This is a genomic window from Corynebacterium sp. TAE3-ERU30, from assembly GCF_019209925.1.
Classification (GTDB): Bacteria; Actinomycetota; Actinomycetes; order Mycobacteriales; family Mycobacteriaceae; genus Corynebacterium; species Corynebacterium megadyptis.
In genome coordinates, this window is record NZ_JAHUTO010000002.1 from 623,009 (window position 1) to 638,941 (window position 15,933).

Below are 15,933 nucleotides of genomic sequence, written 5' to 3' on the forward strand. Positions count from 1 at the left end.
GGGTGAATACCGAGTCCTTTCTCGGGCAGGGCTAGTAGAACAGGCTGAGGTTTTTGACCAAGATGGTTGCCATATCGAAACGGATCTCACGCTCGAGGATGAGAAAGTCGAAAGGCGCGGAGTCATCGCGACGAATGATGTCGCGACGTTCACCAGCGATGTGATCTTGAGAACGCTCGCCGCGGCTGCGGTAGATGAAGAAATTCGAGCGCACGTCGTAATCGCCGTCCTCACGGGCGTCTACGCGAATATTGGTGATGAGGTGGCGTGAGCGGGAGGCGGGCTCTTCCGCCCACGCGGTTTGGGTCTGGAGCCGAAAGACACGCTGGCGAAGAAATTCCCAGTTTTCCTCGAAGTACACCGAGGTCCCCTTGGGGTAGAACTCGTGCTTGCGCTCGCGGTACACGCGGTTTTCACGAACCGGTGCCCAATAGCAGATCTCTGGATGTAGGCAGGTGAGCCAATCATCCCACTCCATGTTGTCAATGAGTTCTGCCTCGTCGAAGAGGAATCGTTGCAGACGTCGTTCGGTATCTGCATCCACAAGTGGGCGGCGATTAGCGATATAACTTGGCTGAGATGCTGTGGCCATGGGTGCTCCTCGTTAATGTTGCGGGTGGCTGTGGCTGCGCTAGCTGCTGGCCGCGGCGGCCGTGTCGGCAGCGGCCTCGATACGGGCGGCCTTTGCGTTTTCGGCGTCGATATCGATTTCGGCGGAGATGTTTTTGCTGTCTGCGTCGTCCGGCATGACGGCGCTGAAGTCGGCCTCGGCCACTTCCGGCGTGCCGGAGCGCATCTCGACCAGTTCTTCCCAGCTGTGGCCGTTCATCATGTCGCGGTAGAAGCCGTACATGTTCAACGCGGCGTTATCGGAGTAGACGTGAGCAGTGGATCCGCCGGGGTAGCCATCCTCGTCTTGGCTGACATCCACCCCACGCATGTTGTAGGTGAAGCCGGTCTCGCGGGCTTTGGCCCCACGGAGGATGCGCTGCATCTCCTCCCAGTTTTCGGCGTCGTCCTGCTCGAACATTCCGCCTGGGGAGAAGGTCCGCATCACGTCCATGCGGATGGCTTCCTTTACTTCCTCGGGGGCGTCCTTCGGTACGAAAGCCCAGGACCAAATCTCCATCTCATGCGGCCCACGCGGGTGGGTAACACGGAAGGTGTAGTTGCCCAGCAGCATGAAGTTGGGGAAGACATTCATGTGCCCTCGCACCTCTCGGAACTCGCCTAAGCGTTCTTCGATGGAGGAGCGCACGCTGTTTTCCCATTCGATCAGGCTGGGAGTGGTGTTGGGGATCTCTTTTCCACGACGGCCAAACCACGCGCCGCCGTGACCAAATGGACTGAAGAACTGGCGACCGGTGGGGATCTTCTCCCGGCCTTTCTTGCGGTCGAAGGTGTCTGAACCGCTGGCCAACGCCTCCACTGCGGAGACGTGGGAAATCTCGGAGTGCTGCATATCGCTGGTCGGCTGTTCGACATTGAACTTCCAGTTCGCCGGCAGCACCCACTTGTGCACGGCTATAGCTTCCATGCCGCCCGCGTAGCGGTCGATGTAGCCATCCAAGTAATACTTGGCGTTGCCCAAATACTCCTCCAAGGGCGGGATCGTCTCATCCCACGAACCGAAAATGAAGCCTTTGTAATTCTCGATACGCGGCACGGACACCGCACTGAGCTTGGTTTTATCAATTCCCTGCGGGTAGGCAGTTTTCTCGTGCGGAATGCTCACGAGGGTGCCATCCAGTCCATAGGCCCACCCATGGAAGGAGCACATGAAGCTCTTGGCCTGTCCCCGATCAGCGCGGCAGATCCGCATACCGCGGTGGCGGCACTGATTCATGAATGCGCGCACGCTACCGTCTTTTTGCCGGACGACGACTACCGGATCTTCGCCGATATAAGTCTGGATATAGCTGCCCTTCTTGGGCAGCATCGTCTCGTGGGCGAGGAACACCCACGTGCGCTTCCATACCTGCTCGAGTTCCTGGGAGTAGATCTCATCGTCGGCAAAGATCTTTCCAGAGACATATCCCCCGACGGGGTCGATCAATTTCGTCATATCAACCATTACTGGCTGCCTCCTCGTTGTCTATCGACTCCGCTGCGATGCGCGGGACCTGTCTCCCCACACGGAAGCGATGGAATCGAATGACTGTTGTTATGGGCTGAGATGCAACCCAACAAACACCGATTATGTGCTGTAGGTCACTGTGTAACTAACAACATAACGAGGCGGCACTCACCACTGTGACCCTTTTCCGATAGGCGGAACAACACCAGCCATAAGCTGCGCATATACAGCAAAAACCGGCCCCTACCCGTGGTAGGTGCCGGTTAAAGCGTGTACGTAAACTAGCGATTCAACGTGGGGTTTTGAAGCCCCTCGCCGGAACGATGCTTAGTGATCGTCCCAGTGGTCGCCGTGCTTGGCGTGGCGGTGACCATCGTGGATGTAATCCACGTGATCGCCGTGCTCCACAGCCTCGTGGCCACAGCCCTCGCCGTGCTCGTGATCGTGATCCTCGTGGACGGTGTGAGCATCCTGCTCGCACTCGACCCACTGGCCATCGACCTTGCGGTGGATGTGGCCGTCGTGGGCATAGTCGGTGTGATCACCGTGAGTGAAGGCGGTGTGTCCGCAGTCCTGGCCGTGCTCGTGGTCGTGGTTCTCGTGTACGTGAGTCATCTTTAAACACGCCTTTCTTTCAATCAGATCCTTAAGGGATCGCCCCCGACTGGGAGCGATCAGTTTCCCGGTGGGAAACTCTCTTAGCTCTCATCTTTTCACTAAGGCCCCGTTATTGCAAATCCGCTGGTAGAAAAGGTCCGTATCTATATGGGGAGGATCTCTTCGAGTGCCGCAATGAGATCGTCGTCATAGGGTTCGGTTTTGGGGCCGAAACGGCCGCTGACCTCGCCGGAGTCATCCACGAGGAACTTCTCGAAGTTCCAGGAGATGTCCTCTCCCCCGGTCTTTTCCTTCAGGTGTGCAAAGAGCGGATGCGCTCCCTCACCGTTCACATCGGCCTTGGCGAGCATCGGAAACTCCACTCCGAAGTCCTGGCGCACGAACTCGGCGATCTCGGCATCACTGCCCGGCTCTTGCTCCCCAAATTGATTGCAGGGCATGCCGATCACATAGAAGCCCCGCATCATGTACTCCTCGAAGAGCTCCTGCAGCTCCTCGTATTGTTCGGTGAGCCCGCACTCGGAGGCGGTGTTCACAATCAGTAGGGCGTGGCCAGCCCAGGTGCCCATGGTGGTCTTTTTGCCATCGATCGTGGTCACGGGAATGTCATAAAAAGTGCTCATGCTCCCAGCCTACGCACCGGAACGATCGAGGATACTGCGATAAGTGTGTGGCTCGGCACCATAGCCGGTAGCGGCGTCAATGGCGTGGAAAAAGTCGCGTTCCGCTCCGGGTGTCGCCAGCGAGCGGGCGGAGATAGACAACCGGACTGTATTGCCGCGGGCGGCACCGCGGCGGGCGGCCTTGACGATGCTGCTGCGCCACCACGAGACGCTGCCATAGCCTTCACCCACAGAAAGATTGCGGGTACGCACGAAGCGGCCGGTGTGAAAGTCGTAGATACCTTTGGTGGAGGCGCCACCGCGAAACCCCAGCTCGGGCAGCACCTGCAGGGTGCCGGTGGACATGCGCCAGCGGGGCGGGGCAAAGAGGTCGAGCGCGAAACCGACATCGTCCATCAGCCGCAGCGCCCCACGAAGTCGGAGCCGCGCTTCGTGGGCGGGCAGCGTGGCGAACTCGGTGCGGCGGCCCTGCACCGAGGCGTCGAATCCGTTGAGCACGAGGGCATGGCCCTGCTCGGCGCAGTCGCGCAGCCACTCTTGGGTGGCGCGATCGCGCTTCAGCCGCCACTCTTCAATCCGCGGCGCCACCAGAATGGACACCGGCAGATCCCGGCACTGACACCGCTCCACAAACGCGACCGCATCGTCGATAGTGCTAGCGAAAACCGAGGTGAGTGAAACCAGCAGCGTGGGATGCATAGCGCGATTATCGCACCCCAGCGCCGCGCCCGCAGCGCGAGCGGACACAGGTTTTAGCCGCTAGGGCAGGCGCTCCTGGTGAACGGCGTCGTCGAGGCTGCGGCCGTGGTTCCAGCCGAAGCGCACCAAATCCGGCACCTCCTCAAGGTGGCTCACTGGCCCCACGCACAGCCAGGCCACCGGGCGCTGGCTGCCTGTACAGCCCACGAAGTCGGCCAGGAAGTCCTCCTCGTAGAAGCTCACCCAGCCCATGCCCAGGCCCAGCGCGGTCGCAGCGAGCCACATATTCTCGATGGCGAGGGTGACGCTCATCAACCCAGTCTCATCGATGGTGTGGCGACCCAAAATATGCGGCCCACCCCGCTCCGGATCATAGGTCACCACAATCCCGGTGCCGGACTCGCGAATCCCCTCGATCTTGATGGGGTTGAATACCTCTTTGCGCTCTGCTGGCAGCGAGTCCGCGAAGGCGCGGCGGCGTTCGGCCACGTGCGCGGCAAAGGCCTCGAGACGGGCCGTATCCTGCACCACCACAAAGTCCCAAGGCTGGGAGTTGCCCACCGAGGGGGCCGCATGGCCGGCGTGGAGGATGCGGCGCAGGGAGTCGGCGTCGATACGCTCGCCGGTGTATTCGGCCCGCACATCGCGGCGCCGGGAGATGGCGTCGAAAAGCTCCATGCTAGGCTGCCCCCGCCTGGTCGAGCACCCAGGCGTATTCGAAGGCGGTCTGCTTCCACTTGTCGTAGCGGCCGGAGACACCGCCATGACCAGCAACCATCTCGGTCTTGAGCAGGAACTGGCCGCCGGTGGCGGTAGCGCGCAGCTTCGCGATCCACTTCGCCGGCTCCACGTAGAGCACGCGGGTGTCATTGAGCGAGGTGATCGCCATGATATTGGGATAGTTCTGGGCGCACACATTCTCGTAGGGGGCGTAGGTGGCGATGTAGTCATAGACCTTCGCATCGTGCAAAGGATCGCCCCACTCCTCCCACTCGGTCACGGTGAGCGGCAACTCCGGCATGAGAATGGAGGTCAGCGGATCCACAAAGGGCACAATCGCCTGGATCGCGGCGAACTTCTCGGGGGCGAGATTAGCCACCGCGCCCATGAGCAGCCCGCCCGCGGAGCCGCCCTGGGCCACCAGCTGCTGCGGGGTGGTCATGCCGGAATCCAGCAGGTAGTCGGCGCAGGCGATGAAGTCGGTGAAGGTATTCATCTTCTTCAGCATCTTGCCCTCGTCATACCAGGCGCGCCCCATCTCGCCGCCGCCGCGAATATGGGCGATGGCGATCACCATGCCCCGATCCATCAGCGATAGCGCGGAAACGGAAAAGCCCGGCTCATTGGACATCTCATAGGAGCCATAGCCGTAGAGCATGGTCGGATGGGGCTGGGAGAGGTCCAGATCGGCGCGACGAATCAGCGAGATTGGGATGCGCGAGCCATCGCTGGCGGTGGCCCATTCCCGCGTCGCGGTGTAGTCATCGCGCTCATAGCCGCCGAGCACCTCCTGCTCCTTGCGCACGATGCGCTCGCCGGTGGCCACCACATAGTCCAGCACCTGGGTGGGTGTGGTGTAGGAGCTATAGCCCATGCGCAGCACCGGGGCGTGCCACAGCGCATTGGAGCCGAACCCGGCGGAGTAGAGCTCCTCATCGAACTCGATCGGCGCGAAACTCCCGAAGTCGGCGCCGTCCAGGGCCATGATGGCCAGCCGCGCCAGCCCCGCGCTGCGGTAGCTGAGAATCAGCTGCTCAGCGAAGCAGTCCACGCCCTCGAGGCGCACGTCCTCGCGGTGCGGCAGCAGCTCGTGGAGGTCCTCCACCGTGTTCAGCTCACCCACGCGGGCCCAGCCCAGCGCGAAATTGGGGCCGGTGGCGTTGTGCAGCACCAGCCAGCGGTCCTCGCCGCCCACCACGGCGTGATCTACCCCGTACTCGACGCCGGAGGTGCGGGGCATGACGCATTCGAAGTCGCCGGTGGGATCAGACATCGGGCACACCCACTGCTCGGAGGTGAGCTTGGAGGAGTCGTCAATCACCAGATACTTATTGGAGCGCGTTTTCCCGATGCTCACCCAGAACTTCTCGTCCGGTTCGTGGAAGATGCGCACATCTGCGGCGGCGTCGGTGCCGATCTCATGACGCCACACCGAGTCGGGGCGCCAAGCCTCATCGACGCGGGTGTAGAAAATATAGCGCTCATCCTCGGAGAACAACGCCCCGTAGAAGGTGTCGGCGATACGGTCCGGGAGCAGCTCGCCCGTGCTGAGGTCCTTGATCACGAGCTCGAATCGCTCATCGCCGCTGGTATCGGTGGAATAGGCCACATAGCGCCCAGAGCGGGTGGCGACCATCGCCCCGAGGGAGAAAAACTCATGGCCCTCGGCGAGGGCGTCCATGTCCAGCACTACTTCCTCGCGCGGATGCGGGCTATCTGGGTGGATCTCCGGCGGGGTCCAGGAATCGTCCTCCACGGGGATGCGGCAGGAGCGCCCATAGGACTTGCCTTCTTCGGTGCGCCCGAAATACCAGTACTTCTCCGTGCGCGAGGGCACGGACATATCGGTTTGCTTGATGCGGGAGGAGATCTCGGAGAAAATCGCCTCGCGCAGCGGTGCTAGGTGCGCGGTTTCCTGCTCGGTATAGGCGTTTTCCGCGTTGAGATACTCGATTGTCTCGGGGGCGGTTTTCTCCCGCATCCATTCATAGTTGTCCACAAAGCTGCGGCCATGGTGGGTGCGGGTGATCGGTCGGATATCAGCGACAGGGGGCTGTACGGTCATAACCCCACATTCTACAAATGAGGCCCAGTCCCCTTCCCCGCCGGTGACTGCCGAGGCTTATCGACGCTACCCTGCTGCCCCCGCCCCGCCCTGTCCGCACGCTAGCGGGCCGGCGGGGACGCTGTTTCGCGCTGTTTAGCGTCGGGAGAGATTCTCGTCGAGTTTCTTCTCAACCGAGTTGAGCTTCGTGGCCATCCAGTAGAGCCCGTAGAGCACCGCGATGAACAGAAGCAGGGTTAGAGCTATGAGCAAAATTTCGGTGATTCCCATGACTTTCCTCTCTTCGGTCGTGGTGTCTCCGACTATAGATGGGTTATAGATGCGGTGCACGGTGACCGTGCTCGAGCGCGTGTAGCGGCTGCACCATCCGCATCCCGCCACGCTCGAATACCTCGGCATGCACCCCGTAGACGTTCTGGATGAGTTCTGGGGTGAGCACCTCATCGGGGGCGCCATCGGCGTGCAGCGCGCCTTGTTGCATCACGACTAGGCGGTCTGAGTAGCGGGCAGCAAGGTTAATATCGTGAATCGCCAGCAGGCCGATGGCGTTGTGCTCGCGCACCCACTCCCGCACGAGATCCAGCAAAAAGAGCTGTCGGTGCAGATCAAGGGCGCTCGTGGGCTCATCGAGCACCAATACATCTGGGCAAGTCACCAAGGCTTGGGCCACGGCCACCAGCTGCCGCTGGCCGCCGGAGAGCTCGCCGAGATAGCTGTGCGCCAGATCCGCGATACCCAACCGCTCCATGGTGGCGGCGGCCGCTTCCTCCGGCTTGCCGGTGGTGGTGCTCGCCCGGCGCGCCGCGATGAGCACCGTCTCGAAGGCGTGAAGCGCCGCGGTGCTGGGCAAATCCTGGGGTACATAGCCCACGTGCCGGCGCAGGCTGGCACCTTGGAAGCGTTCCGCGCCCGTATCGAGCACCACGGTCCCGCGGTGTTTATTCACCCCGGAAATCGCTTTGAGCAGTGTGGACTTGCCGGCGGCATTGGGGCCGAGCAGAGCGGTGAGCTCTCCAGCGTGCAGCGGCTCGCAATCGAAACCGGGGACGATCACGCTGCGGCCATAGCGCACCGATACGTGGTTGAGATTCAGGGTGGTCACCACAGGTTCCTCCTCTTGGTCACGATAAGGGTGATAAAGAAGGGCACGCCCACCAGGGCGGTGATGATGCCGATGGGCACGGCCACACCTGGGATGATGAGCATGCTCACCGCGTGCGATACCGAGAGCATCACCGCACCTGCGGCGGCGGAGGCGGGGATGAAGTAGCGCTGGTCCTCGCCCACGAGCATGCGGGCGATATGCGGGCCCACCAGGCCGACGAAGCCGATGATTCCGGAGAAGGCCACAGCGGTGGCGGCCATGAGGGAGCACAGCACCAGCACACCCACGCGGAGGCGTTGAACGTTCACGCCCATTGCCTGGGCGCGGGCGTCGCCAAGCTTTAATGCGGTGAGTCGCCAGGACAGCAGGACGAAGATGGGGATGCTGATGACCACCACAATGGCGAGCACCAGGTTGCCGGCCCAGGTGGCGCGAGTCATTGAGCCCATGGACCAGAAGACGATCTGCTGCAGGGCCTCGGTCGAGGCGCGGTATTGGATCAGCGCCAGCAGGGCTTGGAAGAGGAAGACGAGGCCGATGCCGAGCAGGATCATGGTTTCGGCGCTGGCGCCACGCCAGATAGAGGCGCCGACGATCACGAAGGTGGCGATCATCGCCGATACCCACGCCACCATGGCGAGGTTGAACTGGGGTTGATCGATGATCACCCAGCCCAGCACGATGGTGGCGGCACCGCCGAAGGCCGCGGCGGCGGAGATACCAAGGGTAAAGGGCTCGGCCAGCGGATTGCCCAGAATGGTTTGCATTTGCGCACCAGCCACCGAGAGCACGATGCCCACCAGCAACGCCATCACCGACATCGGCAGGCGCAGGCTATAGAGCACCGTATGGTCTTGGCTATTCAGCGAGCCGGGGTTGATGAGGCCGAGCACCACTCCGCGTGCGCCCAAGTTGGTGGGCCCGACCACGGTGGCGGCGATAAAGCCGATAATGGCCACGGCCACGAGAAGGGCGATAATCAGCCAGCGCTTGACGGTGGTGGCGCGGTGCTGCCGCACCAGCTGGGCCGTTACCTCCGTGCTGGCAAAGGTGGTGGGGCGGGCGGACGCATCCTTATTCTCTGCGTCGGCGGCGGTGTTCGTGGGTGATGTCGTGCTGGAATCTTGCACGCGTGAGGTCATGAATAATGTCCCTGAGTACACGGCGGCGCAGCCGTGAGCCGACTGCGCCGCGAAAAGTGGGTAGATGCCTACTTGTTGTGCTTGACGAAGAACACGCCCGATGCCTCGAAGGGCAGGTAGTCCTCGTGGGCCTGCTTCCAGTGGGCCTCTACGTCCTCATCCTTGAAGAGGTCTGGGTGCAGCCATGCAGCGAACTGCTCGAGGGCGAGGAAGTTCATCGGCGAATCATAGAACTGGTGCCACACGCCGTAGAGGTGTCCCTCCTTCGGGGCCTCCAGCTGGTCGAAGCCATTGGTGGCGAGCAGACCAGCGAGGGTCTCCTGAGCCTTTTCCTCGGTGGCGAAATAGCCGAGCTCCACGTGCGGAATAGCCTGCTTGGTGGCATCATCCTTGGATCCGGTGACGTCGGCGCCCCAGGAACCGCCGGTGGCGATGATCGCCTCCGGTGCCTCGGCGATCACCTTTTCTGCGGTGATATCGCCGGACTCGGTGTCGAGGATCTCATCGCCGAGGTTCTTGCCGCCGGCGACGTTGATGAACTCGCCCAGGTTGGACTTGGACACGGTGGCGCAGCAGTCCTTCAGACCAGCGGCGCGCCACAGCAGAGTGGTGGGACGGTCCTCATCGGGGATGTCCTTGGTCTTCTCCTCGAGGCGATCGATGGTGTCCTGCCAGTCCTTGTTGAACTTCTCGGCCGCATCCTCGCGATCGAAGAGCTCACCCAAGGCGGCCACGGACTTGGTGGTGTTCTCCAGCGGGTGCTGGCGGAAGTCGGTGACAATGTATTTAATGCCGGCCTGATCGAGCTTGTCCAGCATGCCGGTGGTGGAGACCGCGTCATAGTGGTCGGCGGTCATCACCAGCGCGTCCGGCTCGAAGGAGAGCAGATTCTCCACGGTGACATCGCCCTTGGCCATATTGCCGATCTCGGGCAGCTCGTTGACCTCGGGCACGGACTCCTCGAGGCGCTTCTTGAAGGAGGGAGCGCCCTTGGTCAGGTCGCTACCGATCGCCACCACGTGGTCGATTGGGTCCTCATTATTCAAAATCGAGGTGGCGAAGAGGGCACGGCCCTCGCCGAGGATCACCCGCTCCGGCTGCTCGTCGAAGGTGACGGTCCGACCCTTCACGTCGGTGACAGTCACCGCCGAGTCCTCGGGGGTGGTGCTGTCCTTCTCCGCCTCCGCGTCGGCGCCGTTTCCTCCGGCGCAGGCGCTCAGCGCGAGGCTAGCGGTTGCGATTAGACCGAGTGCCACACTACGCACACGTCTCATAGAGTTCCTCCTGCAGGTACTTGTGTGAACGCAACGCTTGTCGCACTCGCGCACTACGCGGGCCCGTCCTGCCCTGCGCCACCAGCTAAAGGCCACGCTCAGCAAAGATAAAATCAGCAACGCTGCGTTCCATTTGATAGAACCTGTGAATGCTAACATAGGCTTAGCTAAATTGGCTAGGCGTGCTCGGTGACTCTTCCATCACACCGGCTAATGAACTGCAAGAACACACAAGCCGAGAGTGCAGAACACTCTCGGCTTGTGGTGAAAAATACTTAGGCTAGGCTACACAGAGCGCCATGGCCGTGACGGGGATGGGAACGCTGCTATACGCAGGTGCCAATCCACTCGGAGAACTTCTTGCCCGATACCCGCTCATAGGCGTCGATATAGCGCTCCCGGGTGGCCTCCACCACGGAGCCGGGCAGGGCCGGCGGCGGGGTGTGATCCGACTTCTTCCACCCCGACTTCGGGCCGGTGAGCCAGTTGCGCACATACTGCTTATCGAAGCTGGGCTGAACCGCGCCCTCCTTGTACCCGTCCTTCGGCCAATAGCGGGAGGAATCGGGGGTGAGCACCTCATCAGCAAGCACGAGGGTGCCGTCTTCGTCCACGCCGAATTCCAGCTTGGTGTCCGCCAGAATCAGCCCACGCTCCTCGGCGAGTGCCGCAGCGGTGCGGTAGATGGAAAGAGTGGCCTTGCGCAGCTGATCGGCGCGCTTCTCGCCGAGCTTCTCCACTACTCGCTCGAAGGAGACGTTCTCATCGTGATCGCCCAACTCCGCCTTCGTAGCCGGGGTGAAGATCGGCTCCGGCAGCTTGGAGGCCTCACGCAGGCCCTCGGGCAGCTCAATACCGCAGACGGTGCCGTGCTCCTGATACTCGGCAAAACCCGAGCCGGTGAGATAGCCGCGGGCCACGCACTCGAAAGGCAGCATCTTCAGCTTCTTGCACAGAACGGCGCGGCCGAGCACCTCCTCCGGGATTCGCTCATCGTCGATGGGGCCGGCGAGGTGATTGGGCACATCGAGAATGTCGAAGAAGTGCATACTCATGGCGGTGAGCACGCGCCCCTTGTCCGGGATTTCGGTGTCCAAGATGTAGTCGAAAGCGGAGATGCGATCGGAGACCACCATGAGCAGGGTCTCCTCATCGACCTCGTAGATCTCACGGACCTTGCCTGCGGAGACGTGGTCATACGATGAAAGTTCTGGACGCATGATTAAGCAGTGTAGACCTCTCACCCCACGGGTGCACACCTTATGCTCAGGTTTGTTCTGCCCCGCAGGCAAGGCGGGGTTTTAGATGATTTCTCCTGGGGTGTAGTTCACTGCCTCCGGGTACTGATTGGCCAGCTCTTGGACGTGGTTGAGCACCCGCTCCACCTGCGATTCGGCCTCGCCGATGAAGGCGTGACGATCAGCCAGGGCGGCGTTGAGTTCCTCTTCGCTCAAAGGCAGGCGCTCATCGGCGGCCAAGCGCTCGATCAGATCCTGCTCGGCACCATTTTCGCGCATATTCAGCGCCACCGCCACGGCATTTTCCTTAATCACCTCGTGGGCCTGTTCGCGGCCCACCCCGGCGCGCACGGCGGCCATGAGAATGCGGGTGGTGGCGAGGAAGGGCAGGTAGCGATCCAGCTCGCGCTCGATCATGGCGGGGAACACCCCGAACTCGTCGAGGACGGTGAGGAAGGTTTCAAACATGCCGTCGATGGCGAAGAACGCATCGGGCAGGGCGACGCGGCGAACCACCGAGCAGAACACATCGCCTTCGTTCCACTGCTGGCCGGCGAGATCGGCCACCATGGTGAGATAGCCGCGCAGCACCACCTGCAGGCCGCAGACGCGCTCACAGGAGCGAGCGTTCATCTTGTGCGGCATCGCCGAGGAACCCACCTGGCCTTCCTTGAAGCCTTCGGTGACTACCTCATTGCCCGCCATGAGACGGATCGTGGTGGCCAGCGAGGAGGGGCCGGCACCCAGCTGCACCAGCGCGGAGAGCACCTCGAAATCGAGGGAGCGCGGATAGACCTGGCCGACGGAATCGAAGGTGCGGCTGAAGCCGAGGTGATCGGCGATGCTGCGCTCGAGAGCGGCCAGCTTCATGGGATCGCCGCCCATGAGATCCAGCATGTCCTGGGCGGTGCCCATCGGGCCCTTGATGCCGCGCAGTGGATACTCCTCCAGCTGGTGTTCGATGCGCTGCACCGCCACGAGCATCTCGTCTGCGGCGGAGGCGAAGCGCTTGCCCAAGGTGGTGGCCTGGGCGGCCACATTGTGGGAACGACCAGCCATCACCAGCGCCTTGTTCTCTGCGGCCAGCCGGGCCACGCGGCTGAGCACGGCCACGGATTTATTGCGAATGAGCTCAAGCGAGGAGTGCAGCTGCAGCTGCTCGACATTCTCGGTGAGATCGCGGCTGGTCATGCCCTTGTGGATGTGCTCATAGCCGGCGAGGGCGTTGAACTCCTCGATGCGGGCCTTCACATCGTGGCGGGTGATCCGCTCGCGGGCGGCGATCGAATCGAGGTCGATCTGCTCCACTACCTCTTCATAGGCGGTGATGGCCTCGGCGGGGATGTCCACTCCCAGCTCGGCTTGGGCGCGCATCACGGCGATCCACAGGCGGCGTTCCGTGATGATCTTGTATTCGGGGCTCCAAATCTGCGCCAGTGCGGGCGAGGCATAGCGGGAAGCAAGGACATTAGAGATGCGTGGTGTCGACATAGTGGCTATTATCGCACGCCGCGCTCTCGGGGCGCGGGCATTCGCTTATCGACGCTCTCCTGCTGCCCCACGAGTGGGCAGGAATTAGCGGCGCCGCTCGCAGAAACGCTCCAGGGTTTTCACCGGGCCGGCGGCGATGAGAATGTCATCGGGGCCGATAACATCGTCTGGCACGGTGGGCCGGAAGCTACGCCCGGAGCGCTTGAGGGCCACAATATCCGGTTCGGCTTCGGCGACCTGGTGCCCGTGCAGCCAGCGCGGCGCGGCGAGCTTGACCATGGCGTAGTCCACGTCGAACTCGATATAGTCCTCGGCGTGGCCGGAGATCACATGCGCCAAACGCTTGCCGGTGGAAAACCCAGGGCGAATGAGGTTATTCACGCCCATCGAGCGCAGGATTGTGGCATGCGCCTTGGAGTCCGCTTTGGCCCACACCCCCGTGACTCCGAGCTCCTTGAGGTTATTTACTGTCAGCAGCGAGGCCGACATGTCCTCGCCGATGCCTACGATCACGTGTTCCGCATCGAGCACCCCGAGCTGTTTGAGGGCCTCGATATCGGTGGCGTCGGCGATCACGCTGTGGGTGAGTTTTTCCGCCTCTTTGAGGGCGCGTTCGGAAATGTCCACGCCCACCACGTCCACTCCGGAGGCAACCAGCTCCTCGCCGAGAGCGAGGCCGAAGCGCCCCAGACCGAGAATGACAACTCTTTGCTTAGCCAATGAAGGGCCTTTCTTTGGGATAGGACAGATGGCTGCGTTTTTGGGAGGCGAGCGCGGCCACCACGGTAATGGGGCCGATCCTGCCCGCGAACATCAACACGATAAGGATCAGCTGGGCCGCCGGCGGCAGTGCATCCGTGATGCCGAGGGAGAGTCCCGTCGTCGAGAATGCGCTAATGACTTCGAATGTCACCTTCTCCATGCCCAGCTCCGGCGCCAGCATGGTCACCCCAAGGGTAGCGCCAACGATGAGGGTCAGCGACATCATGATCACCGCCAGCGCCTGGCGCACGGTGGCATTGGGGATGCGCTTGCGGCGAATATCCACCTCTTCCCGGCCCCGTACCTCGGCCAGCACCACCACGAGCAGAACGGCCACCGTGGTGATGCGAACACCACCGGCAGTGCCGCCGGAGCCGCCGCCGATGGCCATGAGCACCTCGGTGAGAACGATATAGCCCGGGTGGATGGTTTCCATGTCGATGGCATTAAAACCGGCGGTACGGGTGGTTGCCGAGTGGAAGAAGGACAGCAGCCACGAGGTGTCTTCGAACATGCGCGCACCGAGGGTGCCCACGAGGAGCAGGATGATGGTGCCCCAGACGGTGAACCAGCCAGACAGCGATTTCATCGCCCGGGAGGGGGCGGCCACAATATAGAACCCCACACCGCCGACGATGATCGCCGCCGCCACGGGCAGCAGGATCAGGGCATCATTGGCATAAGGGATGAGTGAGTCGCTGTGCAGCGCAAAGCCGGCGTTATTGAACGCGGAGACGGCGTGGAATCCGCCCTGCCACACGGCCTGGCCGGGAGCGAAGTCATAGCCCTTGGCAAAACGTGCGGCGAGCAGGATCGCGGTGAGAAGCTCCATGGTGAAAGAGATTCCGACGATCGTGAGCACCGCTTTTTTCACATCACCCAGATGCGAGACCCGCCCTTCGGCGGTGGTGGTGATGCTGGATGTGAGACCCACTTTGCCTAGGGCCAGCCAGCTCACCAGCACGGTCAAGGTCATAATGCCTAAACCACCCAGCTGGATCAGCACCATGATGATGGCCTGTCCGGTGTGGGAGAAGTAGCTGGCGGTATCCACCACAATCAAACCGGTTAGACATACAGCCGAGGTGGCGGTGAACAGAGAGGTAATGAAGTCATAGCTCTGCCCTGGCGCATGGGCCACGGGCAGACTCAGTAGCGCGGTACCGATGGCGATGAGGATGAGGAATCCTCCCGCCACGAGGAACGCAGGTCGTTTCATGGAGCGCTAGTATATGCCTCTCTTAGGTTCATAGGTAGTTACACAGGCGTGTTCATTCTTACACCCGTTTCGCACACTTTTCGCTGCGCACACCCCATGACCACGACGCGCACCCGCCCGCCACCGAGTACTGCTCTCGGCGACGGGCGGGTGCGACACAGTGCGGGGCGGTGAACTTTTCTGCGCTGCACTGCGGGGAGGCTGCGCCGCTAGGCGTCGCCCTCCCCCAAATCGAAGGGGATGCCTGCGGGGAGCTCATCCCGTTCAGCATTGGCGCCGGGGTTGACTCCCTTCGTCACCTGCACGGGGTTGCCGGAGGCGATGGAGTGGGCCGGCACATCGCGGTCCACCACGGAACCAGCAGCGATCACGGACTTACGGCCAATGGTCACACCTGGCAGCACGGTGACGCCAGGACCAATCCACACATCGTCTTCGACCGTAATGGGCTTGGCAATTTTCCAGCCATAGGAGCGCATCTCCGCATCGTGCACCGGCGGCATGGCGGTGTAGAGCTGGCAACCGGGGGAGATATTCACGCGCTCCCCGATCTTGACCTCGGCGGAATCGAGGATCGTCACATTGGCCTGGATGCGGCTGCCCTTGCCGATGGAGGTGTGCACGCCGTATTGGATATAGATCGGCGATTCCACCTCGGTGTCCTCGGTATCGAAGTGGCCGAGCAGATCGAGCAGCAGATCCTGCTGACGGATCTCATCGGTGGTGTTGTTGAAGTCACGCAGGGTGCGGGCCGCGGTACGACGGGCCTCTGCGGGCTCCTTGGACTTCGGCAGGTACCATTCGCCGCTGCGCATCTGCTCCAGCGTGGAGTAGGTCTCGGGATCAAAACTGTTTTCGCTCATGGATCCATTGTGCACTACTCCACACTTAAGATGAAGG

16 protein-coding genes are annotated in these 15,933 nt (G+C 62.0%); all 16 read right to left on the minus strand.

Features of this window, described 5'->3' with window-relative positions; translation table 11 throughout:
- Positions 1-31 precede the first annotated feature (31 nt).
- Positions 32-592, minus strand: a complete 561-nt coding sequence (locus tag KR227_RS05760) for an aromatic-ring-hydroxylating dioxygenase subunit beta (protein WP_151549887.1) — start codon at positions 590-592, stop codon at positions 32-34.
- A gap of 39 nt (positions 593-631) precedes the next feature.
- Positions 632-2,074, minus strand: coding sequence for an aromatic ring-hydroxylating dioxygenase subunit alpha (locus KR227_RS05765; protein WP_218364253.1), 1,443 nt, complete (start codon positions 2,072-2,074; stop codon positions 632-634).
- Between the two features lie 330 nt (positions 2,075-2,404).
- Positions 2,405-2,692 carry a hypothetical protein gene (locus KR227_RS05770; RefSeq protein WP_218364255.1) on the minus strand — a complete coding sequence of 96 codons (288 nt, stop codon included), beginning with the start codon at positions 2,690-2,692 and terminating at the stop codon, positions 2,405-2,407.
- A 146-nt stretch (positions 2,693-2,838) separates the two neighbouring features.
- Entirely contained in the window at positions 2,839-3,318 is a 480-nt protein-coding gene (locus tag KR227_RS05775) for a glutathione peroxidase (protein ID WP_218364257.1), read from the minus strand.
- A gap of 9 nt (positions 3,319-3,327) precedes the next feature.
- Positions 3,328-4,017, minus strand: coding sequence for a DUF2334 domain-containing protein (locus KR227_RS05780; RefSeq protein WP_218364258.1), 690 nt, complete (start codon positions 4,015-4,017; stop codon positions 3,328-3,330).
- 60 nt (positions 4,018-4,077) lie between these two features.
- On the minus strand, positions 4,078-4,695 hold the full coding sequence (bluB, locus tag KR227_RS05785) for a 5,6-dimethylbenzimidazole synthase (RefSeq protein WP_218364259.1): 618 nt from the start codon (positions 4,693-4,695) through the stop codon (positions 4,078-4,080).
- 1 nt (position 4,696) lies between these two features.
- The gene (locus KR227_RS05790) at positions 4,697-6,802 is read right to left on the minus strand and encodes a S9 family peptidase (protein ID WP_218364260.1); all 2,106 of its coding nucleotides are present in this window, start codon (positions 6,800-6,802) and stop codon (positions 4,697-4,699) included.
- A gap of 135 nt (positions 6,803-6,937) precedes the next feature.
- Entirely contained in the window at positions 6,938-7,072 is a 135-nt protein-coding gene (locus KR227_RS10780; protein WP_255549107.1) for a hypothetical protein, read from the minus strand.
- A 43-nt stretch (positions 7,073-7,115) separates the two neighbouring features.
- Complete coding sequence (locus KR227_RS05795) at positions 7,116-7,904, minus strand: ABC transporter ATP-binding protein (RefSeq protein ID WP_370625184.1); 789 nt, start codon at positions 7,902-7,904, stop codon at positions 7,116-7,118.
- Positions 7,901-9,049 carry an iron ABC transporter permease gene (locus KR227_RS05800; protein WP_255549108.1) on the minus strand — a complete coding sequence of 383 codons (1,149 nt, stop codon included), beginning with the start codon at positions 9,047-9,049 and terminating at the stop codon, positions 7,901-7,903. Before KR227_RS05800 ends, KR227_RS05795 begins: the two co-directional genes overlap by 4 nt.
- A gap of 68 nt (positions 9,050-9,117) precedes the next feature.
- Positions 9,118-10,323: an ABC transporter substrate-binding protein gene (locus KR227_RS05805; RefSeq protein ID WP_218364262.1), complete on the minus strand. Its 1,206-nt coding sequence runs from the start codon at positions 10,321-10,323 to the stop codon at positions 9,118-9,120.
- Positions 10,324-10,649: 326 nt separating this feature from the next.
- Positions 10,650-11,543, minus strand: coding sequence for a phosphoribosylaminoimidazolesuccinocarboxamide synthase (locus KR227_RS05810; protein WP_218364263.1), 894 nt, complete (start codon positions 11,541-11,543; stop codon positions 10,650-10,652).
- An 81-nt stretch (positions 11,544-11,624) separates the two neighbouring features.
- Positions 11,625-13,052: an adenylosuccinate lyase gene (gene purB / locus KR227_RS05815; RefSeq protein ID WP_218364265.1), complete on the minus strand. Its 1,428-nt coding sequence runs from the start codon at positions 13,050-13,052 to the stop codon at positions 11,625-11,627.
- Between the two features lie 84 nt (positions 13,053-13,136).
- Positions 13,137-13,772, minus strand: coding sequence for a TrkA family potassium uptake protein (locus tag KR227_RS05820; protein WP_151529796.1), 636 nt, complete (start codon positions 13,770-13,772; stop codon positions 13,137-13,139).
- Complete coding sequence (locus KR227_RS05825; RefSeq protein WP_218364267.1) at positions 13,765-15,033, minus strand: TrkH family potassium uptake protein; 1,269 nt, start codon at positions 15,031-15,033, stop codon at positions 13,765-13,767. Before KR227_RS05825 ends, KR227_RS05820 begins: the two co-directional genes overlap by 8 nt.
- 209 nt (positions 15,034-15,242) lie before the next feature.
- Positions 15,243-15,896 (minus strand): sugar O-acetyltransferase, encoded by a 654-nt coding sequence (locus KR227_RS05830; protein WP_218364269.1) that lies wholly within the window; start codon positions 15,894-15,896, stop codon positions 15,243-15,245.
- Positions 15,897-15,933 lie beyond the last annotated feature (37 nt).

What these genes read in the sequence shown, in the direction of transcription:
- KR227_RS05790 (WP_218364260.1), bottom strand. Translation starts at nt 6,802, where the DNA reads ATGACCGTACAGCCCCCTGTCGCTGATATCCGACCGATCACCCGCACC.
- KR227_RS05830 (WP_218364269.1), bottom strand. Translation starts at nt 15,896, where the DNA reads ATGAGCGAAAACAGTTTTGATCCCGAGACCTACTCCACGCTGGAGCAG.
- KR227_RS05805 (WP_218364262.1), bottom strand. Translation starts at nt 10,323, where the DNA reads ATGAGACGTGTGCGTAGTGTGGCACTCGGTCTAATCGCAACCGCTAGC.
- bluB (WP_218364259.1), bottom strand. Translation starts at nt 4,695, where the DNA reads ATGGAGCTTTTCGACGCCATCTCCCGGCGCCGCGATGTGCGGGCCGAA.
- KR227_RS05765 (WP_218364253.1), bottom strand. Translation starts at nt 2,074, where the DNA reads ATGGTTGATATGACGAAATTGATCGACCCCGTCGGGGGATATGTCTCT.
- KR227_RS05760 (WP_151549887.1), bottom strand. Translation starts at nt 592, where the DNA reads ATGGCCACAGCATCTCAGCCAAGTTATATCGCTAATCGCCGCCCACTT.
- KR227_RS05770 (WP_218364255.1), bottom strand. Translation starts at nt 2,692, where the DNA reads ATGACTCACGTACACGAGAACCACGACCACGAGCACGGCCAGGACTGC.
- KR227_RS05780 (WP_218364258.1), bottom strand. Translation starts at nt 4,017, where the DNA reads ATGCATCCCACGCTGCTGGTTTCACTCACCTCGGTTTTCGCTAGCACT.
- KR227_RS05775 (WP_218364257.1), bottom strand. Translation starts at nt 3,318, where the DNA reads ATGAGCACTTTTTATGACATTCCCGTGACCACGATCGATGGCAAAAAG.
- purB (WP_218364265.1), bottom strand. Translation starts at nt 13,052, where the DNA reads ATGTCGACACCACGCATCTCTAATGTCCTTGCTTCCCGCTATGCCTCG.
- KR227_RS10780 (WP_255549107.1), bottom strand. Translation starts at nt 7,072, where the DNA reads ATGGGAATCACCGAAATTTTGCTCATAGCTCTAACCCTGCTTCTGTTC.
- KR227_RS05810 (WP_218364263.1), bottom strand. Translation starts at nt 11,543, where the DNA reads ATGCGTCCAGAACTTTCATCGTATGACCACGTCTCCGCAGGCAAGGTC.
- KR227_RS05800 (WP_255549108.1), bottom strand. Translation starts at nt 9,049, where the DNA reads ATGACCTCACGCGTGCAAGATTCCAGCACGACATCACCCACGAACACC.
- KR227_RS05825 (WP_218364267.1), bottom strand. Translation starts at nt 15,033, where the DNA reads ATGAAACGACCTGCGTTCCTCGTGGCGGGAGGATTCCTCATCCTCATC.